The sequence below is a fragment of the Micromonospora sp. MH99 genome, assembly GCF_021442385.1.
Classification (GTDB): domain Bacteria; phylum Actinomycetota; class Actinomycetes; order Mycobacteriales; family Micromonosporaceae; genus Micromonospora.
The window spans coordinates 21,268-44,549 of the sequence record NZ_MUZA01000047.1; the positions used below are offsets into that span (position 1 = coordinate 21,268).

Consider the following 23,282-nt stretch of genomic DNA (forward strand, 5'->3'; position numbering starts at 1 on the left):
TTTACGACCCCCCGTGACCAGCCGCCGCCGCCGCGTTCGCCGCCATGGGCAGCGCTGCGGCGATGTGCTCCAGAGCGGCGTCGTCGAGCGCCGCCGACACGAACCACGACTCGAACGCGCTCGGCGGCAGGTAGACGCCAGCGGCGAGCATCGCGTGGAAGAACGCCTTGAACGCCGGCACCTGCTGGGTGCGGGCGCTGTCGTAGTCGACCACATCGGCGTCGGTGAAGAAGATCGAGAACATGCTGCCCGCGTACGACAGCCGGTGTGGGACCCCGGCGGCGGCCAGCGCGTCGGACGCGAGCTTGCCCACGACGGCGGCCGTGTCGTCGAGGCGCTGGTACAGCGCGTCGTCGGCGAGACGCAGGGTGGCCAGGCCGGCGGCGCAGGCCAGTGGGTTACCGGAGAGCGTGCCGGCCTGGTAGACCGGGCCGGCCGGGGCCAGCCGGGCCATGATGTCCGCGCGGCCACCGAAGGCCGCGGCGGGCAGGCCACCACCCATGACCTTGCCGTACGTCCACAGGTCGGCGTCGGAGGGGTCGAGGCCGTGCCACCCGGCGCGGGAGACCCGGAACCCGGTCATCACCTCGTCGGCCACCAGCAGGGCGCCGTGCGCGTGCGCGATCCGGGCGAGCTGGGAGTTGAACCCGTCGCGGGGGGCGACCACGCCCATGTTGCCGGCGGCGGCCTCGGTGATCACCGCGGCGATGTGCGGGCCCTCGGCGGCGAACGCCTCCTCGACGGCCCGGATGTCGTTGTACGGCAGCACGATCGTCTCGCTGGCCGCCGCACCGGTCACGCCGGGCGAGTCGGGCAGGCCCAGGGTCGCCACGCCGGAGCCGGCGGAGGCGAGCAGCGCGTCGACGTGGCCGTGGTAGCAGCCGGCGAACTTGACGATCTTGGAGCGGCCGGTGAAGCCGCGGGCCAGCCGGATCGCCGACATGGTGGCCTCGGTACCGGAGTTGACCAGGCGTACCTGCTCCACGGGCGTCCGGTCGACGATCTCGGCGGCCAGCTCCACCTCACCCGGGGTGGGCGTGCCGAAGCTGGTGCCCCGGGCGGCGGCGGCCTGCACGGCCTCCACCACCTCCGGGTGGGCGTGGCCGAGGATCAGCGGACCCCACGAGCAGACCAGGTCGACGTAGCGGCGACCGTCGGCGTCGTACAGCCACGGGCCCTCGCCACGGACCATGAAACGCGGGGTGCCGCCGACCGCCTGGAAGGCGCGCACGGGGGAGTTGACCCCGCCCGGCACGATGGCGCGGGCGCGGTCGAACAGGGCCTCGGAAGCCGGCGCGTCGGCCGGGTAACGGCCTCTTCCGGCGGAAACGATGTCGGTCACGATGCCGCCATTGTGTCAGCGACGGACGGTCAACCAGCAGCCACCCCGGGCCGGGGTTACCAGGCTCACCCGCTGCCGGCGCCCGTCACCAGCCCCGACACCTGCCGGCCGGCGGCTCGCGGCCTCAACAGGCCGGGTCAGCTGGATCGCGCTAGGCTGACCGGGTGGATCGTGCCGAACTGTCCATCACGCTACACCGGACGGGCGACGAAGCAGTGCTGCGCCTGGCCGGTGAGATCGACATGCTCACGGCCGCCCAGCTCAGCACCGTCGTCAACGAGGTGCTGGCCGATCCGCCCCCGCGGATCGTGCTCGATCTCGGCGGCGTCACCTTCTGCGACTCGCAGGGCCTGGGCACGCTCGTGGTGCTCAGCCGCAAGGCCAGTCACGCGCAGAGCCTGCTGATGCTCACCCACGTCGGCGACTTCCTGATCCGCGTCCTGGACATCACCGGCCTGCGCAGCGCCCTGATGATCCGCAACGACCAACCCACCGGCTGACCCACCCCACCCACCCGGCCTCCGGCCGCTCTCCGGGGTTGATCATGAAGTTATTGCCAACTTCTGTCCCATTTGTCGGCAATAACTTCATGATCAACGCGGGCAGGGGCCGGGGGTCCGTTACTGGGTGGGGATGTCGCGGGTTTGGAAGGTGCGCAGGGCCAGGGCCAGGAGGGCCGCGGTGATCACCGTGAGGGCCACCAGGGGGGTGACCGTCCAGTTGTCGCCCAGCACCTGGGGGGTGTGCGTGAACGGGGAGACGTCCAGCGCCCACTGGCTCAGCTTCAGCACCGCGCCGATCTGACCGAGCAGCAGGCAGCCGGCGAGCACGGCCCAGGCCGCCGAGGAGAACCGGGGCAGCCAGCCCACCAGCAGCGCGGCGAGCCCGGCGAGCACCCACACCGCCGGCACCTGGGCCAGCCCGACGCCGAGCAGCCGGAGCAGCTCACCACCGACGTCGCCCACGCTGAGGCCGTACGACAGCCCGGTCGCGAGCCCCGCTACGGCCAGCACCACCACCGGGCCGAGCAGCGCGAAGAGCAGGTGCGCCGCCAGCCAGCGGGACCGGCTCACCGCCGTGGCGAGCAGCGGCTCGGCCCGCCCGGCGGTCTCCTCGGCCCGCGCCCGCAGCGCGGCCTGGATGCCGTACCCGGCCGCGGCCAACGCGGTAAGGCTCAACGAACTCCCGAGGTACGCCTCGGCAAGCGTCGCCGTGCCGCCCAACCGGGCCAGGATGTCGGCGACCTGCTGGTTGCCCTGCACCGCGTCGGCGGCCGCGTCGGCGGCGCCACCCAGCACCAGACCGAGCAGCCCGAAGCCGAGCGTCCAGCCGAGCAGCTGGCCCCGGTGCAGCCGCCAGGCCAGACCGAACGGACCGGCCAGCCGCGGACCCGCGGTGGCCGGGCCGAGTCGTGGCGGCAGCACCCCCGCGCCGAGGTCGCGGCGCACCGAGATCGGGTACGCGACGAGCGCGACCACCGCGGCGAACAGCACCGGCAGCAGGAGCACCCACCAGCGCTCACCGGCGAAGGCCCGCACCCGGGGCGCCCAGCCCAGCGGCGAGACCCAGCTCAGCCACTCGGCCTTTCCACCGGCGCCGCCGGACCCTCCGGCGTCGCCCGCCAGCCGCAGCACGAAGGCCAACCCGAGCACGCCCAGGCCGATGCCGCGCGCCCCGCCGGCGCTCTCGGTGAGCTGCGCGGCGAGACCGCCGACAGTGGCGAAGGCGACGCCGGTGAGCGCCAGGCCGGCACCGAAGATCAGCGAACCCGCACCGGGCAGACCCGCGGCGACCAGGCCGCCGGCGATGAGCAGACCGAGAAGCACATTCGCGGCGTACGTCACCAGCAGCGCCGCAGTCAGACCCGCGTACCGGCCGAGGACCGTCGCGCCGAGCAGTTCCCGCCGGCCGGCCTCCTCCTCGGTGCGGGTGTGCCGCACCACCGTCAGCAGGCTGGCCAGCGCGGCGACCAGCACCAGCATGCCGGCCCGCTGGACGGTGAGCGCACCGATGCTGTCGCCGAACACCGGGCCGAGCAACGCGACGATCGACGGGTTGCTCGCCGTGTTGGCCAGGTACGCGGCCCGCTCGTCGGCGGTCTGGTACAGCTCGGCGTACGCGCTGGCGTAGCTGGCCGGCAGCACGGCCAGCAGGAGGATCCAGATCGGCAGCACGACCCGGTCCCGCCGCAGGATCAGCCGCACCAGGTGCCGGGTGCCGGTGAAGGGGCTCATGACCGCACCTGCTCGGCCTGGTAGTGCCGCAGGAACAGCTCCTCCAGCGTCGGCGGCTGGCTGGTCAGGCTGCGTACGCCGATCTCGGTGAGCCGGCGCAGCGCGGCGTCCAGCGCGGCGTCCTCCACGTCGAAGCGCACCCGCTGCCCGTCCACCCGCAGGTCGTGTACGCCGCCGAGCTGACCCAGGCCGTCCACCGACCCGGTCACTTCGGCCTCGATCGAGGTGCGTCGTAGGTGCCGCAGCTCGCTCAGGGTGCCGGTTTCCACGTCCCGCCCGTTGCGGATGATCGTCACCCGGTCACAGAGCGCCTCCACCTCGGCCAGGATGTGGCTGGAGAGCAGCACGGTGCGACCGTCGGCCCTGGCCCGGCGCACCCAGTGCTGGAAGACCTCCTCCATGAGCGGATCCAGGCCGGAGGTCGGCTCGTCCAGGATGAGCAGTTCGACATCCGACGCGAGTGCGGCCACCAGGCCGACCTTCTGCCGGTTGCCCTTGGAGTACGCCCGGCCCTTCTTGCGGGGGTCCAGCTCGAAGGAGTCGAGCAGTTCGGCTCGGCGGGCCGGGTCGAGGCCGCCGCGCATCCGGCCGAGCAGGTCGATGACCTCGCCCCCGGAGAGGTTGGGCCAGAGCGTCACGTCGCCCGGCACGTACGCCAGCCGGCGGTGCAGGGCCACCGCGTCGCGCCACGGGTCGCCGCCGAGCAGTCGGACGTCCCCCGCGTCCGTCCGCAGCAGCCCGAGCAGGGCCCGGATGGCCGTCGACTTGCCGGCGCCGTTCGGGCCGAGGAAGCCGTGCACCTCGCCGGCGCGGACGGTCAGGTCCAGACCGTCCAGCGCCCGGGTCCGGCCGAAGGTCTTGACCAGGCCGGACACCTCAATCGGAGTTTCCATATATCGGAAGCTACACTCGTTTCACAAAGTTGTGAAGATAGTGAGAGTCGGGGCACCATCGGTGCCCACGAACCGCGCAGGGAGGGACCGCCATGGCAGCCGACGACGGCCACGACCCCGTGCACCTCTTCGTCGAACGGATGGCCCTCACGTTCGCCGAGGTCGGCTTCCCACGGATGGCCGCCCGGGTGCTGTTCACCGTGATGAGCGCCGACGACCCCCTGACCGCCGCCGAGATCGGCGAGCGGCTCGGCGTCAGCGCGGCGGCGGTCAGCGGCGCGGTCCGCTATCTCACCCAGTTCGGCATGCTGATCCGCGAGCCCGTCCCCCGGTCCCGCCGCGATCGCTACCGGATGCCGGAGAACCCCTGGTACGAGGGGACCATCACCAAGACCGCGATCTACAAGACGTTCATCGACGTAGCCGAGGGTGGAGTGGCCGCCCTCAACGGCCCCGAGACACCGGCCGGCGAACGGGTCGCCGAGATGCGCGACTTCTTCATCTTCGTCCAGGAGGAAATCGACTCGCTGGGCGAGCGCTGGCGGGTCCGCCGGGCCCAAACCGGCCATCTGCGCCCCGGCGAGGGCTGACCGGCCCGGTCAGGCGGAGCTGCCCCAGCGGGCCTGCTCAAGCAGCTCCACCGCCCGGCTCCGCGACTCCTCGTCGTCGGCGCGGAGCAGGGTGGTCGCCTCGTCGACCGCGTCGGTGAGCCGCCGCCACTGCGTGTCACGCTCGCGCACCAGGTCCGACTGGGCGGCCAACTGCCGGGTCTTCACCCACAGCTCAACGAAGACCGACACCTTGGCCCGCAGCACCCACGGGTCGAACGGCTTCGTCAGGTAGTCCACCGCGCCCACCTGGTAACCCCGGAGCGCGAGCTGGGCGTCCCGGTCGGCGGCGGTGAGGAAGATGATCGGCACGTGCCGGGTCCGCTCCCGGCGCTTGATGTGGCTGGCCGTCTCGAAGCCGTCCATGTCCGGCATCTGCGCGTCCAACAGGATCACCGCGAAGTCGTCCACCAGCAGCTGCTTGAGCGCCGCCTCACCGCTCTCCACGGCCACCGACTGCACCGGAAGGCCCTGCAGGATCGCCTCCAGTGCCATCAGATTCTCGCGGCGGTCGTCCACGAGCAGCGCCTTGGCCATCTGGGTCACGAAGTCTCCTCGGTCCGGCCGCCACTGATCCAGGACGACATCAGCTCGATCAGGTCGTCCAGGTCGACCGGCTTGGTGATGTAGTCACTTCCGCCGGCCGCCAGCGCGGACTCGCGGTCACCAGGCATCGCCTTCGCGGTCAGGAAGACGACCGGAAGATCGGCGAACCGGTGGTTACGGCGGATCTGGCGGGTCGTCTCGTATCCGTCCTGGTCCGGCATCATGGCGTCCATCAGCACGATGTCCACCTCCGGGTGCTCGGCCAGCAGGCGGACGCCGTCCGCCCCGTTGTCCGAGTACAGCACGGTCATGCCGTGCAGCTCCAACGCGCTGGTCAGAGCGAAGACGTTGCGGACGTCGTCGTCCACGATCAGCACTGTGGCACCGTCCAGCTGACGGGTGGCCGGCGCCTCCGGCCGCGCCGGCAGCAGCTCCAGCGGCGGCATCAGCAGCGACGACGGCAGGCCGGCGCGCTGCGGTGACGGCGCCTGGGGCGCGACCACCGCGTCCGGAGCGAGGACCTGCGGCACGAACAACGTGAACGTCGAACCCTGTCCGGGCGCCGACGACACCGTGATGGTGCCGCCGATCAGCCGGGCCAGGTCACGGCTGATCGACAGCCCCAGGCCGGTGCCGCCGTAGCGGCGGCTGGTCGTGCCGTCCGCCTGCTGGAACGCCTCGAAGATGATCGACAGCTTGTCGTCGGAGATGCCGATGCCGGTGTCGATCACCGTGAACGCGATCACCTGCTGGGCGTTGGTGAGCGCCGGCACGTCGAAGACCGCGTTCTCGCCCGCCGGGGCGATCCGCAACGTCACCGCGCCGTTGTCGGTGAACTTCACCGCGTTGGAGAGCAGGTTGCGCAGGATCTGCTGCAACCGCTGCGCGTCGGTGACCAACGCCGGCGGCAGATCCTTGCTGACCCGTACCTGGAAGTCGAGGTGCTTCTCCTCGGCCTGCGGCGCGAACGCCTGCTCCACGTAGCCACGGATTTCCGCGAAACGGATCTCGGTGGGCTCGACGTCCATCCGGCCGGCCTCGATCTTGGACAGGTCCAGGATGTCGTCGATCAGCGAGAGCAGGTCCGAACCGGCGCTGTGGATGGTCCGGGCGAACTCGATCTGCTTCGGGTTGAGGTTCTGCTCCGAGTTCTCGGCCAGCAGCCGGGCCAGCAGCAGCAGCGAGTTCAGCGGCGTACGCAGCTCGTGGCTCATGTTGGCCAGGAACTCCGACTTGTACGCCGACGCCCGGGTCAGCTGCTGCGCCTTCTCCTCCAGGCCCAGCCGGGCCAGCTCGATCTCCCGGTTCTTGGTCTCGATGTTGCCCTTCTGCTCGGACAGCAGGGTGGCTTTCTCCTCCAGCTCGGCGTTGGTGCGCTGCAACTCCGCCGACTGCTCCTGCAACTCGTGCGCGAGCCGCTGCGACTGGGCCAGCAGCTCCTCCGTACGCCGGTTGGCCTGAATGGTGTTGACCGCGATGCCGATGGTGAGCACCAGCCGCTCCAGGAACGACAGGTGCAGCTCGGAGAACGCCGCCACGCTGGCGAACTCGATCACCCCGAGCAGCTCCCCCTCGAACAGCACGGGGAGCACCACCAGGTCGGACGGGGGTGTCTCGGCCAGGCCGGAGCGCAGCGTGAGGCGGCTGTTCGGGGAGGCGCTGACCCGGATCGTCCGGCGCGAGAGGGCGGTCTGACCGACCAACCCCTCACCCGGGCCGAAGGTGACGTCGTGCCCGCGCGCCACGTACCCGTACGACGAGGTCAACCGCAGCCGCATGCTGCCGTCGGTGTCGTCGGCCAGGAAGAAGGCGCCGAGCTGGGCGTCGACCAGCGGGGTCACCTCCATCATGATCATGCGGCAGACCTCGCCCAGGTCCCGCTGGCCCTGCAGGAGGCCACCGATGCGGGCGAGGTTGGAGTCCAACCAGCCCTGCTCGGCGTTCTTCTTGGTCGTCTCCCGGAGGGTGACGATCATCTGGTTGATGTTGTCCTTCAGCTCCGCGACCTCGCCCTGCGCCTTGACCGCGATCCGCTGGGTCAGGTCGCCCCGGGTCACCGACGTGGACACCTGGGCGATGGCCCGCAGCTGGGTGGTCAGGGTCGAGGCGAGCTGGTTGACGTTCTCGGTGAGGTCGCGCCAGGTGCCGGAGACACCCTTCACCTGCGCCTGACCGCCGAGCTTGCCCTCGATGCCGACCTCGCGGGCCACCCGGGTCACCTCGTCAGCGAACGACGACAGCTGATCCACCATCGTGTTGACAGTCGACTTGAGTTCCAGGATCTCGCCCTGCGCGTCCACGGTGATCTTCTGGCTCAGGTCGCCCTTCGCCACGGCCGTGGTCACCGAGGCGATGTTGCGGACCTGGCTGGTCAGGTTCGACGCCATGGAGTTCACGTTGTCGGTCAGGTCCCGCCAGGTGCCGGAGACGCCCTTCACCTGCGCCTGACCGCCGAGCTTGCCCTCGGTGCCCACCTCACGGGCCACCCGGGTCACCTCGTCGGCGAACGACGACAGCTGATCCACCATCGTGTTGACAGTCGACTTCAGCTCCAGGATCTCGCCCCGCGCGTCCACCGTGATCTTCTGCGACAGGTCACCCTTCGCCACCGCCGTGGAGACCTGCGCGATGTTGCGCACCTGGGCGGTCAGGTTCGACGCCATCGAGTTCACGTTGTCGGTCAGGTCCCGCCACGTGCCGGCGACCCCGCGCACCTGCGCCTGACCGCCGAGCTTGCCCTCGGTGCCCACCTCACGGGCCACCCGCGTCACCTCGTCGGCGAACGACGACAGCTGATCCACCATCGTGTTGACGGTCGACTTCAACTCCAGGATCTCGCCCCGCGCGTCCACCGTGATCTTCTGCGACAGGTCACCCTTGGCCACCGCCGTGGTCACCGAGGCGATGTTGCGGACCTGGCTGGTCAGGTTCGACGCCATCGAGTTCACGTTGTCGGTCAGATCCCGCCAGGTGCCGGAAACGCCCTTCACCTGCGCCTGACCGCCCAGGTTGCCCTCGGTGCCCACCTCGCGGGCCACCCGCGTCACCTCGTCGGCGAACGACGACAACTGGTCGACCATGGTGTTGACGGTGTTCTTCAGCTCCAGGATCTCGCCCTGGGCGTCGACGGTGATCTTCTGCGACAGGTCGCCCTTCGCCACCGCGGTGGAGACCTGGGAGATGTTGCGGACCTGGCTGGTCAGGTTGCCGGCGAGCTGGTTGACGTTCTCGGTGAGGTCCCGCCAGGTGCCGGAGACGCCACGCACCTGCGCCTGACCACCGAGCTTGCCCTCGATGCCCACCTCACGGGCGACCCGCGTCACCTCGTCGGCGAACGACGACAACTGGTCCACCATCGTGTTGACGGTGTCCTTCAGCTCCAGGATCTCGCCCTGCGCCGCCACGGTGATCTTCTGGGAGAGGTCACCGCGCGCGACAGCCGTGGAGACCTGCGCGATGTTGCGGACCTGGGCCGTCAGGTTCGACGCCATCGAGTTGACGCTGTCGGTCAGGTCCTTCCAGGTGCCGGCCACGTTCGGCACCTCGGCCTGGCCGCCCAGCTTGCCCTCGGTGCCCACCTCACGGGCCACCCGGGTCACCTGCTCGGCGAAGAGCCGCAGCGTGTCGGTGAGGTAGTTCATCGTGGCGGCCAGCTCGGCGACCTCACCGCGCGCGCCGACCGTGATCTTCTGCGACAGGTCGCCCTTGGCCACCGCCGTCGCCACCTGCGAGATCGACCGCACCTGGCCGGTCAGGTTCGACGCCATGGTGTTCACCGAGTCGGTGAGGTCCTTCCAGGTGCCGGCGACGCCCCGGACGTCGGCCTGGCCGCCCAGCTTGCCCTCGGTGCCCACCTCACGGGCCACCCGGGTCACCTCGTTGGAGAACGACGACAGCTGGTCGACCATCGTGTTGACGGTGCGCCCGATGCGCAGGTACTCACCGCGCAGCGGCCGACCGTCGATCTCCAACGCCATGTGCTGGGACAGGTCGCCGTCCGCGACCGCCACGATCACCCGGGCGATCTCGGTGGTGGGCCGGCCCAGGTCGTCGATCAGCGAGTTGATCGCCCGCTGCCCCTCCGCCCAGGAGCCGTCCAGCCCCTCGTCGTCGAGTCGCTCGGTGAGCCGGCCGTCCCGACCGACGATCCGGCTGATCCGCCGCAGGTCCAGGTACTGCCGCTCCTGGAGCGAAACCACCTCGTTGAAGGCGTCCGCCACCTCGCCGGCCTTGCCGGCACGGCGGGGCAGCCGGACCTTCAGGTCGCCGCGACCGATCCGTCGCAGCGCCTCGGTCAACTCACCGAGGAGCGCCTCGTGGTCGGGCGCGGACGGATCCGCGACCGACTGCTTCGCCGTGGTCATCATTCCTCGCTCAGCTCGGGGGGCCCGTGCCCGTACGGACACACCGGCACCCCATATTGTGCCCGCGCGCGCCGTAGTGCCAGGGTGCGCGACCCGCCGATCGGCCCTGGTGGCCTCCGCGATCCCCCCGGCGACGCCCAACCCGGCACAGACCTCGCCGAGTGGCGCTGGTCACCGGAGGGATCGCGTGGCCGACCCCGAGTTGGCGGGACGCTGCCAGGCCCCGTCGTCACCGGTGCGGGCCTTTCGCGCCGAGCCCGCCGTCACGCGCCCGGCGCGCTCCGCCGACCGACGCCCGCCCCGCCGATCGCGCATCGGCTTGGCACCCGACGGGGGAACGGTGGAGGATACGGGGGTGTCAGCCGAGGCGGGGGCCGCGACGGCCGGGGCCGAAAGCGGGGCCGTCCGGCGTGTCCGCCTGCCCGCCGACCGTCGTACGCCCGCCGCCGCCCGCGCGGTCGTCCGCTCCGTCCTCGCCGAGGCGCACCTGGACGACCTGGTCAACGAGGCGCTGCTGCTCACCACCGAGCTGACCACCAACGCCGTCGAGCACGCCGGCACCGAACTGGACATCGAGGTCGTCGCGGACGGCGTCGGGCTCTCCGTGACCGTCTCCGACTTCGCGCCCAGCTCGGGCAACGACGAGCTGACCGTCGGCACCCGCAACGACGCGACCGAGATCAACGAGGTTTCCGTACGCGGTCGCGGACTGCTTCTCGTCGACCACTTCGCGAGCCGCTGGGGCACCACGTACCTGCCCACCGGCAAGGGCGTCTGGTTCCGGTTGGACCGTCCCGGCGCCGAGCCGGCGGCCGGGGCCAGCTCCGGCGGCACGTCGATGGCCGGCAACCCCGAGGCCGTCGACAGCTCGGCGCCGAGCGCCGGCGCGATGAGCGAACTCATGCAGACCGCCCCCGACGTGTACGCGGACGACCCGCTGCCCGACTTCGCCGCCAGCCTGCTGAGCCGGGTCGCCGAGATGGTCGGCGCGGCCGGCGGCGCGATCCGACTGGACCGGGGCGACGGTCAGGGGCGACAGTTGCTGGCGCGTTTCGGCCGGCAGCCCCGCCCCGACAGCGAGCTGCTACGGGTGCCGCTGACTGTGCACCGCCCGTACGCCGGGGAGCTGGAGCTGGACGCCGCGCCGTCGGCGTACGCCCGACCGCTGGCGGTGCTCACCGCCGAGCGCCTGTCGCTGCACCTGGAGAACGACCGGCTGCGCCGGGCGGACGTACGCCGCCAGGCGTGGCTGACGTTCCTGGCCGAGGCGAGCGAACTGCTGGCCCAGTCGCTGGACGTCGAGCTGACCATGGCGCTGATCCCGCAGTTGGTGGTGCCCCGCCTCGGCCAGTGGTGCGCGGTGCACACCACCGACGAGTGGGGCCGACTGCGTCTGGCGGCGGCCAGCCACGCCGACGAGTCGATGCTGCCGCAACTGCACAAGGTGCTGGCCGAGACCGGCCAGGACTCCATCCAGGCCCGGCTGCGCGAGGCGACCCGCAGCGCGGCGCAGATCCCGCTGGGCGGGCCGATGGAGGGTTTCGCGGTCCCGCTGATCGCCCGCGGCCAGCGGCTCGGCACCCTGGCGGTGGGCCGGCACCAACGGCACCGGCACGACCCGGACGAGGTGGCGGTGCTGGAGGACGTGGCCCGGCGGGCCGCGCTGGCGATCGAGAACGCCCGCATCCACGCCGAGCGCCGACGGGTCGCGCAGACACTCCAGCACTCCCTGCTGCCGCCCGTCCTGCCCGTGGTGGACGGCATCGGCTTCGCCGCCGAGTACGTGCCGACCGGCGACGACGCCGAGGTGGGTGGCGACTTCTACGACGTGGTGCCGCTGCCCGACGGGCGTTGGCTCGTGGTGATCGGGGACGTCTCGGGCAAGGGCGTCCAGGCGGCGGCGGTCACCGGGCTGGTCCGTGACGTGATCCGGGTGCTGGTCGGCGACGGCAAGCCGCTGCCGGAGGCGCTGGCCCGGCTCAACGAGACGCTTGTCGAGCGGGGTGGCGGCCGGTACTGCACGCTGGCCCTGGCGGCGGTCGGGCCGGGTGACGGTGACCGCCTGGACGTCTCCCTGCACCTGGCGGGGCACGACCGGCCGGTGCTGCTGGCCGGTGGGGGCGGCGCCCGGTTCGTCGGCACCGGCGGCACGGCGCTGGGCCTGCTCGACACGATCACCTCGCCGACCGCCGAGATCACACTCGCCCCGGGTGACTCGCTGATCTTCTACACCGACGGGGTCACCGAGCGGCGGCGCGGCCGGGAGCTGTTCGGCACCGACCGGCTGCGGGACGCGGCAGCGCCGTTGGCCGGCTACTCGGCCGACGTGGTCGCCGCCCGCCTACGAGCCGCCGCGATCAACTTCTCGGTCGAGCCGCCCCGGGACGACATCGCCGTGCTGGTGCTGCGCAACGACGCGGCCTGACGCCGACACGCCCGATCCCGGGTCACAGGCCGCCGGGGAGGCGGCCGGGGGCGAGACGGTGCTCCGGGTCGAGGTGTTCCTTGGCGGCCCGGAGCCGGGCCAGGCCGGCCAGCTCGCCCCACAGGTCGACGGCCTGGCGCACCGCCGCGGGGGCGGAGACGACCACGCAGCGGCCCTGCCGGGCCAGCAGCACGCCACGGACCGCGGCCAGGATGGACGCCACCCGGTCGGGTGCCACCGCGCCGGGCAGGGCTGCGTGCACCACGCCCATCCCGGCCGAGCCCCGCACCGGCACGGGGGCGCCGGCCGCGTCCCGCAGCGCGTAGACGGCGGCGTGGAGATCGCTGATCGGCACCTCCAGGCGCAGCGCCGTGTCGCCGGGCGCGAACGGGTAACGCCGCCACCACGGCGGGGCGGAGTGGGCGACCGTCGCCTCGCCGTGCAGCAGCCCGACCAGCCGCTCAGCGCGCTCGGTGACCTCGGCCGGGCCACCCTCCAGCAGCACGACCAGGCTGCCCGCCCGGGACGGGGCGCTGGGCCGGCCGGACATCGACGGGTGGCGCTCGCGGGCGGTGGCGGCGGGGTGGCCGGGCGGGTAGGCGGTGCGCGGTCGGGGCGGCCCGCCGGGCAGGTCCAGCTCGATGGCCGCCGGCTCGAGTCGGGCGGCGAGAATCGCCCGGACCAGGTCGTGGACCTCCAGCGGCGTCCACACCGGACGGGACACCCAGAGCCGGGTGGCCGGCACCGGCTGCACCCGCAGGCTCGCCGAGACCAGCACGCCGAGGGCGCCCTGCGAGCCGCAGAGCAGGCGGGCCAGGTCGAGCCCCGGTGCGCCACCGCCGGCGCTCACCAATTCACCGTCGGCGCCCAGGTAGCGGACGCCGAGGAGCTGGTCGCACGGGCTGCCGTGGCGGTGCCGGAGCGGCCCGGCCTCCCCGGCCGCGAGCACCCCGCCCAGCGTCGCGCCCGGCGACGGGGCGTCCATCGCGAGCCGCTGCCCGGTGCGCTCCAGAGTGGCCTGCACCGCCCGCAGCGGGGTGCCCGCACCCACCTCGGCCACCGGAGCGCCCACCGGCTCGTGGCCGATGCCCGCCAGCCGGCCGGTGTCGAGCATGATGTCGACCTGTGTGGGGGTGGCACCCCAGTCGATCTTCGTGCCGGCGCCTCGGGGCACCACCGCCAGGTCGTGCACGGCTGCCAGCCGCAGCACCTCGGCCGCGGCGTGCGGGCCACCGGGCACCGCCACCCAGCGGGCCGGACGCCCGGCGACCTCGTCGGCCGGGCCGGCGAGTCGGGCGAACGGCGGACCGCAGATCGCCGTCAGTCGCCGGGTGATCTCGAGGGCTCCGGACCGACCGAGGGAACTCGCTGCTGCCGCCATGCCGGCTATCGTACATGTGTTCGAAAGCCGTGGTGATGGCCTTCGGGATGCCACTGGTCCGGCACGCAGGGTGAGCCGGCCGGTAACGTGGCCGCCGTGACCACCGAGACTGCCCCGCCCGCGGCGAAGCGGGTGCCCACCGAGCGCACCCACCACGGCGACACGGTCGTCGACGAGTACGCCTGGCTCGCCGCCAAGGACGACCCGGAGACGATCGCCTACCTGACCGCCGAGAACGCGTTCACCGAGGAGCGCACCGCGCACCTGGCCGCCCTGCGGGGTGAGCTGTTCGAGGAGACCCGTCAGCGGACCCGGGAGACGGACCTGTCCGTGCCCACCCGCAAGGGCGGGCACTGGTACTACACCCGGACGATCGAGGGCCAGCAGTACGGGGTGCACTGCCGACGCGCGGTCCGTGGCGGCGAGACCGACCCGCCGGTCAGCGCGGACGGCGCACCGCTCGACGGCGAGGAGGTGCTGCTCGACGGCAACCTGCTGGCCGAGGGACACGACTTCTTCTCGCTTGGCGCGTTCGACGTCAGCCCGGACGGACGCTGGTTGGCGTACTCGACCGACTTCTCCGGTGACGAACGGTTCACCCTGCGCGTGAAGGACCTGAGCACCGGCGAGCTGCTGCCGGACGAGGTGCCCGACACGTTCTACGGCACCGCCTGGTCGGCCGACGCATCGGTGCTGTTCTACGTGACTGTCGACGACGCCTGGCGGCCGAACAAGGTCTGGCGGCACACCATCGGCTCAGCCGCCGCCGACGACGTCGTGGTCCACCAGGAGGACGACGAGCGGTTCTGGGTGGGCGTCGAGCTGACCCGGTCGGAGAAGTTCATCCTCATCGACATCCACAGCAAGATCACCAGCGAGGTGCTGGTGATCCCGGCCGGCAACCCCACCGGGGCGCCGGCCGTGATCGCGCCCCGCCGGCAGGGCGTCGAGTACGCCGTGGAGCACCACGGCCACCGCTTCCTGATCCTGCACAACGACGGCGCGGAGGACTTCGCGCTGGCGTTCACCTCGGCGGACGTCCCGGGCGACTGGGTGCCGCTGATCGAGCACACCCCCGGCACCCGCCTGGAGGCGGTCGACGCGTTCGCCAACCACCTGGTGGTGTCGCTGCGCACCGACGGGCTCACCGGCCTGCGGGTGCTGCCGGTCGGCAGCGACGACTCGTACGACATCGACTTCCCCGAGCCGCTCTACAGCGTGGGGTTGGACGCCAACCCGGAGTACCGCACGGGGCAGATCCGGCTGCGCTACTCCTCGCTGGTCACCCCCGACTCGGTGTACGACTTCGACCTGGTCACCCGGCAGATGGTGCTGCGCAAGCAGAAGCCCGTGCTGCCCGGGCCGGACGGTCGGCCGTACGACCCGGCCGAGTACGAGCAGCACCGCGACTGGGCGCTCGCCGACGACGGCACGCGGGTGCCGATCTCGCTGGTCTGTCGGGTCGGTACGCCCCGGGACGGCTCGGCGCCGTGCGAGCTGTACGGCTACGGCTCGTACGAGGCCAGCATGGACCCGTGGTTCTCGGTGGCCCGCCTGTCCCTGCTGGACCGGGGCGTGGTCTTCGCGGTGGCGCACATCCGTGGCGGTGGCGAGCTGGGCCGGCGCTGGTACGACCAGGGCAAGATGCTGGCCAAGAAGAACACCTTCACCGACTTCGTCGCCTGCGCCCGGCACCTCGTCAAGGCCGGCTGGACGGCCAGCGACCGGCTGGTCGCCCGGGGCGCCTCGGCCGGCGGCCTGCTGATGGGCGCGGTCGCCAACCTCGCGCCGGACGCGTTCGCGGGGATCGTGGCGCAGGTGCCGTTCGTGGACGCGCTCACGTCGATCCTCGACCCGTCGCTGCCGCTGACCGTCACCGAGTGGGAGGAGTGGGGCAACCCCCTCGACGACCCCGAGGTGTACGCGTACATGAAGTCGTACACGCCGTACGAGAACGTCGCGGCGGTGGACTACCCGGCGATCCTCGCGGTGACCAGCCTCAACGACACGCGGGTGCTCTACTCCGAGCCGGCGAAGTGGATCGCGCGGCTGCGGGCGACCGCGCCGCAGGGCGACTACCTGCTCAAGACCGAGATGGGTGCCGGGCACGGTGGCCCGAGCGGTCGCTACGACGCCTGGCGCGAGGAGGCGTTCATCAACGCCTGGGTCCTGGACCGCCTCGGTCGCGCCTGATGCTCTGATCCCGGATGTGGTGGCCTCACCCGGCCGTCGAGGCCACCACATCCAGGAACTGCGCGATCATGCCCGCCTAGACTTCCCGGAATGAGCGACGAGGTCGATGCGGGTGCCGACGCGCCGCCGAGCGCGGCCCGGCGCAGGTCCGCGTGGATGATCCTGGGGGTGGTGGCCGCCGCCCTGGTCGTCTGCTGCTGCTCCGCCGCGGTCGGCCTGCTGATCTCCTGGTCCGCCGGCCTGTTCCACGCCCCGACCTGACCGGGCGCCCCGCTCAGCCGCGCCCGGCGCCGACCAGCGCGGCGGCCTCACCGGTCCGCACCATCCGCTGCCAGCGCAACCGGTTGCCGATCAGCGCGGTGACCACCGACTGCACCACCACGAGGTACATCAGCTGTCGGTAGATCAACTGTTGGAACGGCAGCGCCCACAGCGGCCCGTACCGTTCCCGGTCCAAGCGCAGCGCGTAGCCGGCGGTGGCCGCCTGCAGCACCAGCAGACCCGCCCACGCCAGGGCGAGGGTCGACCACGGCAGGAAGAGCAGGCCGTACACGGCGAACACGTCGACGGCGGGCGCGCTGAGCGGCAACACGATCTGGAAGACCGTGAGGTACGGCAGACCGCGCCGGCCGAGCTTGCCACCGGCGCCCGACTCGCGCAGCGCGTGCCGGTGCTTCCACATCGCCTGCATCGTCCCGTAGCACCAGCGGTAGCGCTGTCGCCAGAGCTGACGCAGCGAGGAGGGCGCCTCGGTCCAGGCGATCGCCGACTCCTCGTACACCACCCGCCAGCCGGCCCGGAGCACCTTCATGGTCAGGTCGGTGTCCTCGGCCAGGGTGTCCGCCGGGACTCCGCCCACTCGTAGCAGCACCTCGCGGCGGAACGCGCCGATCGCGCCGGGAATGGTCGGCATGCACTCCAGGACGTCGTACATCCGCCGGTCGAGGTTGAAGCCGATCACGTATTCCAGGTGCTGCCACCGGCCGAGCAGGCGACGCCGGTTGGCGACCTTCGTGTTGCCGCTGATCGCGCCGACCGACGGATCGGCGAACTCCTGCACCAACCGGTGGACGGTGTCCGGCTGGAAGACCGTGTCTCCGTCCACCAGCACCAGCAGGTTCGCCCGGGCGGCCCGGATGCCGGTGTTCAGCGCCGCAGGCTTGCCGGCGTTGGCCTGCCGGATCACGCGTACGCCGCGCAGCCCCATCCGCTCGACGATGTCCGCGGTGCCGTCGTCCGACCCGTCGTCCACCACGATCACCTCCAGCGCGGGGTACGCGCTGGCCATGAGGGAGCGGACCGTGGCGGCGATGTTCGCGGCCTCGTTGTATGCCGGCACGATCACCGACACCGGGGCGCGCACCTCGGGTCGGGTGTGCCGGCGTCGGCGGACCCGGCGCGCGTGCCGCTGGGCGCAGAAGACCTGCACGGCCAGCCGTGCCACGCCGAGCACCAGGGCGACGGCGAGCAGCAGGTTCATCGCCTGCGCCGACCAGCGTGCGCCGGTCTGGGTCCAGCGCAGCGCGGTGCCGCTGAGGCGGCTGTCGACGCCCGCCGCGACCATCGACGGGCCGGCGTCGATGCCGGCGGAGACGGTGGTGAACCGGTAGCCCTGCCCGGTGAGGGCCGGCAGCAGCCGGTCCAGTGCGGCCACCGTCTGCGTCCGGTCACCGCCGCCGTCGTGCATCAGCACCACCGCGCCCCGCCCCCGTTTCGGGGTTGCGGCCCGCGCGATCTCGTCGACGCCGGGTCGCTGCCAGTCCCTGGTGTCCCGGTCGGCGAGCACCGCGACGTGCCCGGTGCCGGCCGCGGCGCGCAACGCGTCGTACTCGGGGCCGGTCAGCGCCGTCGGCAGCGACGAGAACGGCGGCCGGAGCAAGGTGACCTCCTGGCCGCTGGCTGCGGCGATCGCCTTGCGGGTCAGCGAGAGTTCGAGGTCACGCCGCCATGGCGGCACCGCGGCGAGATCAGCATGGGTGAAGGTGTGCGACCCGATCTCGTGGCCCTCGGCGAGGATCCGCCGGACCAGCTCCGGATGCTCGTTCACCCGGGCCCCGACCACGAAGAACGTGGCGTGCGCACCGTGGCGACGCAACACGTCGAGCACCTGTGGGGTCCAGCGCGGGTCCGGTCCGTCGTCGAACGTCAGCGCGATGGTCCGGTCCGGTAGGGCGCGGCTGACCGGCTCGTCTCCGTCCAGCCGCAGCACCGGCCCGCCCGTGCCGACCGTCGCGGGCACGCCGGCCGCGGTCGGACCGCCGGCCGCCGGAGCGCCGGAGCCGCCGGCGATGCCGGTCACCAGGCCGTTCACGGTGAGCGCCGCGAGCAGCAGGAGCAGTCCGAGCAGGAGCAGAAGCCAGTGCGCCCGGGGATCGCGCCGGGCCACGTGTCGCGCTGTCGTCACTGCGGCTTACCGGGGGACCTGTTCGGCTTCGCGGTGTTGCGGTGCTCGTCCCCCCGGCCCGGCTGACCGGTGGTGGAGGGCGCCGTCGTGACGGCGGGAGGCGGGGAGGAACGTCGCGCGCCGACGGTCGCCGTGGGGCCGGGCAGGGGCGCCGACGTGCGGGTCACCGGGCTGGGCGACGGCCGCGGATCGGCCACCCGCGGCTGGTCGGCCCCGTCCACGCCGGCCTCCACCGGTCGGGGGGCGCGACCGTCGTCGGACCAACCCGGCAGCGGCACCGACGTGTCCAGGAAGAGCCCGGCCGCGATCAGCCCGAGGCTCGTGAGCAGGCCGAGGCCCATCGCGGTGCCCGCGATCACGGTCAGCCGACGGCGACGGCCCGTCCCGTCGACGAACACCGGCGGGGCACCGCCCGGTTGGTTGTGCATCTGCCGAAACTCCCGCCGTCGCACGCGCCACGAACCGTCCGGTCCGGCGCGGAGACCCGATGGTCGGGCTCCCGATGCGGACAGCGGCACCGCGGGCGGCGGCGTTACATCGCTCAGGCCGTCCGCAGCTCGTCCACCGCCGTGCTCACCCGGAGGAAGAGCAGGCCGACGCCGACCGTCACCAGCACCGCCGCCAGGGCGCCGGCGCCGAGCCAGGCCAGCTGTTCCAGGGGTACGGCGATCGCCCGCTCCACCCCAGGGGTCTGCACGATCCGCGTGTACTGGTCGCGGGTGGCCGGATCGTCGCAGAGCGCCGCGCCGGCGTCGCAGACCGCAACCGACGACCCGCTCGTGGTTATGTTGCGAAAGAGCCCCCGGCCGAGCAGCAGGCCCACGGTGAGCGCCAGCAGGATCGCCGGCACGGCCGGGGTGAGCGCCTGCCAGGCAACCGATGCGCTGAGCGTGCTGCGGGGCACGCCGGCGGCGACCAGCGCGGCGTAGGCGCGTCGGCGGGCCACGATCCCCTCGACCAGCGCGACGATCAGGCCACCCGCCGCGATCAGCACCGCCACGGCCACCGCGGCGTCGACCAGATTCATCGTCGACAGGTAGAAGGGGTTGGTGCCCGCGTCCACCCCGGCGAGCCGGTTCTGTTCCCGTTCCGCCTCGTCCTGCGCGACGAAGTAGGCGCGCTGCGCCGCCGCGCCGGCACCGAAGATCACGGCGGCCAGCAACGCGGCGAACGTCCGGCTGCCCGCCCACGGGTCCGCCATCAGCCGACCCGCGGCGAGCAGCGCCGACGCGCCCCGGGCGTGCCGGCGCAGCAACCGTCCGCAGGTGTGCGAGATCCAGCCGGTGCCGATGACCACCCCGATCATCGCGGCGAGCCCACCCGCCAGGAACAGCAGCGGCACCAGCCAGCCGAGCAGCACGCTGTTCCCGTCGACCTGGTTGAGCACCGGTCGGATGACGACGAAGCAGGCCAGCCCCAGGCCGATCAGCAGCCCGGCCCAGGGGCGTGGACCCCGCTCCCGGGCGGCCTTGCGACTGATCCCGAGCGGGCTGGTCGTGACCGTCCGCAGCATCAGGGCGGTGGCCAGCGCCGCGACCACCGGCAGACCCAGCACCACCGCGACAGCCGCGCCGGCCGACGGCAGCACGTCGGTGGGCAGGGCCAGCCGACCCTGCTCGTCCGGCCGGTGCAGCAGCTCGCGGCCGGCCAGGTAGACGCCCAGCCCGGCGAGGGTGCCGAGCAGGCTGGCCAGGCCGGTCTCCAGCACCGCCAGGCGGGTGACCTGACCGGGGGTGGCGCCGGCCAGCCGGAGCGCGGCGAGTCGCCGGTCCCGGGCCGGCGCCCCGAGCCGGGCGCACTGACCGGCCAGCGCCAGCACCGGCACGGCCAGCATCAGCAACGCGAACGCCGTCCCCCCGCGCAGCCCCGGCTCACGCAGCAGCGCGTTGCGGTACTGCTCGGACTCCGCCCAGGCGTCGCCGGCCGGCTTCTGGATGGCCAGCACGGTGAGCGCCGCGAGCCCGGCCAGCGCCGCCAGCAGCGCACTGAGCGCGGTCAGCACCACCCGCGCCGTGTCGGTCCGGTTGCCGGCCAGCGCGAGCCGCACCAGCGTCGCCGGCCTCACCGGGAGCCGCCCGCCAACGGCACGTCGAGCCCCAGGCCGGTGTGGTCCACCAGGCCGTCGCGCAGCACGATCTCCCGATCGGCGTACGCGGCGATCCGGGGCTCGTGCGTGACCAGCACGACGGCCGTGCGCTGCTCGCGGGCGAGCCGGACCAGCTGGGTGAGCACCTGCTCGCCGGTGAGCGTGTCCAGCGCGCCGGTCGGCTCGTCGGCGAAGAGCACCCACGGTTCGGTGACCAGCGCCCGGGCCGTGGCGCACCGCTGCTGCTGACCACCGGACATCTCACCCGGCCGGAGGTCGGCCAGGTCGGCCACCCCGAACCGTTCCAGCCAGGTGATGGCCGCCGTCCGTGCCTCTCGCCGCCCCGTGCCGGCGAGGAGCAGGGGCAGGGCCACGTTCTCGGCCGCGGTCAGCTCGGCGACCAGCTGCCCGAACTGGAACAGCACGCCGAACTCGGTGCGCCGCAGCCGGGACCGGGCCGCCTCCGACCAGGTGTCGATCCGGTGGCCGCGCCAGGTGACCTCGCCCGCGTCGGGCCGGAGGATCCCGGCCAGGCAGTGCAGCAGGGTCGACTTGCCGCAGCCACTCGGACCGGTGACCGCGACGATCTCGCCCTCGGCCACGTCGAGCGTCACACCGCGCAGGGCGGGCGTCGGGCCGTACGCCCGAACCACGCCGCGAGCCTGGAGTTGCGTCACGCGTGCACCTCCCGGTGCCAGTCGGCGACCCGGCCCAGGGTGGTGTGCAGCCACCGCAGGTCCGCGTCGAGATGGGCGATCGCGAAGTCGGCCGCGACCACGTCGTTGAGGGTGGCGGCCGGGTCGGTCTTGACCGCCGTCAGCTCCCGCAGCCGTGCGGTGTGCGCCGCGCGCTGGGACACCAGGTACGACCGCGCCCGGTCGACGTCGGCGACCAGCAGCGCCACCACGACCTTGGCGAAGAGCGTGCTGGCCACGTACGGCATCGGTGGTTCCACGGCGGACAGCCAGTGGTCCAGCGTGGAGCGACCCTCGTCGGTCAGTTCGTACGTCGTGCGGTCGGGCCCGGAGGCGCGGTCCTGACCCGCGGTGGCCACCAGACCGTCCCGTTCCAGGCGGCCGAGGGTGGCGTAGACCTGCCCGAAGGCCAACGGCCGAGCCCGCGGCAACCGCTGGTCGTGCGCACGCTTGAGCTCATAACCGTGCCGGCTGCCCCCAGCGAGCAACCCGAGCAGCACATGCGGCGTGGACACCCCGCCCACTATTCACCCAGCGAATACCTCCGTCAACCACCCCTCCCTCCCCGCCCCTCCGGACCCTGACCCCTGGTGATCAAGAGGTTCGGGTCAGATCCGGCCCCGCTGATGACGCAGACCTCTTGATCACCGAGGCGAAAGAGGTGGGTGGACCCGGGGTTAGTGGGTTTGGGGCCAGGTGGGGGTTCGGCCGGTCTGGGTCAGGAGGTGGTCCAGGTCGGCAGTTGTGGAGGTGGGTGGCGTCGGGGTGGGGTCGGCGAAGACGCCCATCTTGCGGGCGGTCGGGCCCAACCTTTCGACCAGGGCGTGCAGCTCGGTCACCGCCTCCGGGGCGGGCTGATAGGGCTGGCCGGTCGCCACGGCGAGATCCCAGCCGTGCACGGTCAGGTCCAGCAGCGCCATGCCGCCGACGACGGTCTGCGGCAGGCCCATGCCCGGCGACACGCCCTCCAGGGTGGACGGGTCCGACCAGGCGGCGATCAGGCGGTCGGTCTCGACAGCGAACCGGTCCCGCCAGCCGTCGTCCAGGTGATCGGGTTTCTCGGCCCACTCCACCGGCCTCTTCTCGGCCAGGTCCTGGAAGTTCACCACCACCTCGAACAGGTGGTTGAGCAGATCCCGGACCACGTAGTCGCGGCACGGCGTGGGCCTGTCGAGCTGGTCGTCGGCGATACCGCGTACGACGTCGACGGTTCGCGGCGCGGCAGCCGCCAGCAGATCGCTAGTCTGAGTGGCCATACGGCCAGCGTATGAGGGTGGTCTTGAAGAAATGCGACAGCGACCGCGCGGCGACAGCCGGGGCATTCTCGACCCGGCGCGGTTGCTGCGCGAGGTCCGCTTCCGGCGGCACCTGCCGGCCGAACCGCTGCGCGGATGGGTCGAGCACTACTGGTTGATCGACTGGACGTTGAGCGCGCCGTTCGAGCAACGGATCGTGCCGCACCCCGCCGTGAACGTGGTGTTCCGCAGCGACGGCGCGAGTGACGGCGACGGCGGCGACGCGGCGGAGACCGGCGAGGTGGCCGGGGTGGGCCGTGACCTGTTCCGGATCACGCTCACCGGCACCGGCCGGGTCTGCGGGATCCAGTTCCGGCCCGGTGGCTTCCACCCGTTCTGGCGTCGGCCGGTGGCCGAGCTGACCGGCCGTCGGCTGCCGCTGCCCGCCGGCCGGCTGACCCGTCCCGCCCATCCCGTCTGCGCGGACACCGACACCGACCGCTGTCGCGCGCTCGACGCGGCGCTCACCGCGTGGGCGCCGGACCCGGACCCGGCCGCGGCGGAGGCCGTCCGGCTGGCCGAGTCCATCCGGGCCGACCGTACGGTGCTGCGCGTCGACGACTTCGCCGCGCGGCACGGCGTTCCGGTCCGCCGGCTCCAGCGGCTCTTCACCGAGTGCGTGGGGGTCGGCCCGAAGTGGGTGATCCGGCGCTACCGCCTCCAGGAGGCCGTCGAGCAGGCCGCCGGGGCGCCCCTCGACTGGGCGGGCCTCGCCGCCACCCTCGGCTACAGCGACCAGGCCCACCTGGTCCGCGACTTCACCGCCGTCGCCGGAGTGTCACCCGCCGCGTACGCCCGCTCGGTGCACTGAACCGC

The 23,282-nt window shown here is 72.7% G+C and carries 18 protein-coding genes; 6 read left to right on the top strand and 12 right to left on the bottom strand.

The window, feature by feature from the left end; genetic code table 11:
- Window position 1: 1 nt before the first annotated feature.
- On the bottom strand, window positions 2–1,342 hold the full coding sequence (gene hemL, locus B0E54_RS22235) for a glutamate-1-semialdehyde 2,1-aminomutase (protein WP_234587779.1): 1,341 nt from the start codon (window positions 1,340–1,342) through the stop codon (window positions 2–4).
- A gap of 164 nt (window positions 1,343–1,506) precedes the next feature.
- On the opposite strand from hemL, the gene B0E54_RS22240 reads away from it, so the two are divergent.
- Window positions 1,507–1,842 carry an STAS domain-containing protein gene (locus B0E54_RS22240; protein ID WP_007454492.1) on the top strand — a complete coding sequence of 112 codons (336 nt, stop codon included), beginning with the start codon at window positions 1,507–1,509 and terminating at the stop codon, window positions 1,840–1,842.
- Window positions 1,843–1,962: 120 nt separating this feature from the next.
- Here the strand turns inward: B0E54_RS22240 and B0E54_RS22245 are convergent, their stop codons facing one another.
- Both B0E54_RS22245 and B0E54_RS22250 read right to left on the bottom strand, forming a co-directional pair.
- On the bottom strand, window positions 1,963–3,576 hold the full coding sequence (locus B0E54_RS22245) for an ABC transporter permease (RefSeq protein ID WP_234587780.1): 1,614 nt from the start codon (window positions 3,574–3,576) through the stop codon (window positions 1,963–1,965).
- Window positions 3,573–4,469 (bottom strand): ABC transporter ATP-binding protein, encoded by an 897-nt coding sequence (locus tag B0E54_RS22250; RefSeq protein ID WP_234587781.1) that lies wholly within the window; start codon window positions 4,467–4,469, stop codon window positions 3,573–3,575. The genes B0E54_RS22245 and B0E54_RS22250 overlap by 4 nt, the downstream gene beginning before the upstream one ends.
- A 92-nt stretch (window positions 4,470–4,561) precedes the next feature.
- Between B0E54_RS22250 and B0E54_RS22255 the strand changes: the two genes are divergently transcribed.
- Window positions 4,562–5,059: a GbsR/MarR family transcriptional regulator gene (locus tag B0E54_RS22255; RefSeq protein ID WP_234587782.1), complete on the top strand. Its 498-nt coding sequence runs from the start codon at window positions 4,562–4,564 to the stop codon at window positions 5,057–5,059.
- Window positions 5,060–5,068: 9 nt separating this feature from the next.
- Here B0E54_RS22255 and B0E54_RS22260 read toward each other — a convergent pair whose 3' ends face one another.
- Window positions 5,069–5,623 carry a two-component system response regulator gene (locus tag B0E54_RS22260; protein WP_234587783.1) on the bottom strand — a complete coding sequence of 185 codons (555 nt, stop codon included), beginning with the start codon at window positions 5,621–5,623 and terminating at the stop codon, window positions 5,069–5,071.
- Window positions 5,620–9,987, bottom strand: coding sequence for a HAMP domain-containing protein (locus B0E54_RS22265; RefSeq protein ID WP_234587784.1), 4,368 nt, complete (start codon window positions 9,985–9,987; stop codon window positions 5,620–5,622). The genes B0E54_RS22260 and B0E54_RS22265 overlap by 4 nt, the downstream gene beginning before the upstream one ends.
- Before the next feature lie 355 nt (window positions 9,988–10,342).
- Between B0E54_RS22265 and B0E54_RS22270 the strand changes: the two genes are divergently transcribed.
- The gene (locus B0E54_RS22270) at window positions 10,343–12,412 is read left to right on the top strand and encodes a SpoIIE family protein phosphatase (protein ID WP_234587785.1); all 2,070 of its coding nucleotides are present in this window, start codon (window positions 10,343–10,345) and stop codon (window positions 12,410–12,412) included.
- A gap of 22 nt (window positions 12,413–12,434) precedes the next feature.
- Here the strand turns inward: B0E54_RS22270 and B0E54_RS22275 are convergent, their stop codons facing one another.
- Window positions 12,435–13,793: an FAD-binding oxidoreductase gene (locus B0E54_RS22275; protein ID WP_234587786.1), complete on the bottom strand. Its 1,359-nt coding sequence runs from the start codon at window positions 13,791–13,793 to the stop codon at window positions 12,435–12,437.
- A gap of 96 nt (window positions 13,794–13,889) precedes the next feature.
- Between B0E54_RS22275 and B0E54_RS22280 the strand changes: the two genes are divergently transcribed.
- Both B0E54_RS22280 and B0E54_RS22285 read left to right on the top strand, forming a co-directional pair.
- Complete coding sequence (locus B0E54_RS22280; protein WP_234587788.1) at window positions 13,890–15,986, top strand: S9 family peptidase; 2,097 nt, start codon at window positions 13,890–13,892, stop codon at window positions 15,984–15,986.
- A 90-nt stretch (window positions 15,987–16,076) separates the two neighbouring features.
- On the top strand, window positions 16,077–16,247 hold the full coding sequence (locus tag B0E54_RS22285; RefSeq protein ID WP_234587790.1) for a hypothetical protein: 171 nt from the start codon (window positions 16,077–16,079) through the stop codon (window positions 16,245–16,247).
- A 13-nt stretch (window positions 16,248–16,260) separates the two neighbouring features.
- Here the strand turns inward: B0E54_RS22285 and B0E54_RS22290 are convergent, their stop codons facing one another.
- The 6 genes from B0E54_RS22290 to B0E54_RS22315 form a co-directional block, all read right to left on the bottom strand.
- Entirely contained in the window at window positions 16,261–18,390 is a 2,130-nt protein-coding gene (locus tag B0E54_RS22290) for a bifunctional polysaccharide deacetylase/glycosyltransferase family 2 protein (RefSeq protein WP_234587793.1), read from the bottom strand.
- Window positions 18,387–18,818: a hypothetical protein gene (locus tag B0E54_RS22295; RefSeq protein WP_234587795.1), complete on the bottom strand. Its 432-nt coding sequence runs from the start codon at window positions 18,816–18,818 to the stop codon at window positions 18,387–18,389. Before B0E54_RS22295 ends, B0E54_RS22290 begins: the two co-directional genes overlap by 4 nt.
- A gap of 113 nt (window positions 18,819–18,931) precedes the next feature.
- A complete protein-coding gene (locus tag B0E54_RS22300) occupies window positions 18,932–20,455 on the bottom strand; it encodes an FtsX-like permease family protein (protein ID WP_234587797.1) in 1,524 nt (507 codons plus the stop codon).
- Window positions 20,452–21,153, bottom strand: a complete 702-nt coding sequence (locus tag B0E54_RS22305; RefSeq protein ID WP_234587798.1) for an ABC transporter ATP-binding protein — start codon at window positions 21,151–21,153, stop codon at window positions 20,452–20,454. Before B0E54_RS22305 ends, B0E54_RS22300 begins: the two co-directional genes overlap by 4 nt.
- Entirely contained in the window at window positions 21,150–21,686 is a 537-nt protein-coding gene (locus tag B0E54_RS22310) for a PadR family transcriptional regulator (protein ID WP_234587799.1), read from the bottom strand. The genes B0E54_RS22305 and B0E54_RS22310 overlap by 4 nt, the downstream gene beginning before the upstream one ends.
- 162 nt (window positions 21,687–21,848) lie before the next feature.
- On the bottom strand, window positions 21,849–22,427 hold the full coding sequence (locus tag B0E54_RS22315; RefSeq protein ID WP_234587800.1) for a TIGR03086 family metal-binding protein: 579 nt from the start codon (window positions 22,425–22,427) through the stop codon (window positions 21,849–21,851).
- Window positions 22,428–22,458: 31 nt separating this feature from the next.
- Between B0E54_RS22315 and B0E54_RS22320 the strand changes: the two genes are divergently transcribed.
- A complete protein-coding gene (locus B0E54_RS22320; protein ID WP_234587801.1) occupies window positions 22,459–23,277 on the top strand; it encodes an AraC family transcriptional regulator in 819 nt (272 codons plus the stop codon).
- The last annotated feature ends 5 nt before the right edge of the window (window positions 23,278–23,282 follow it).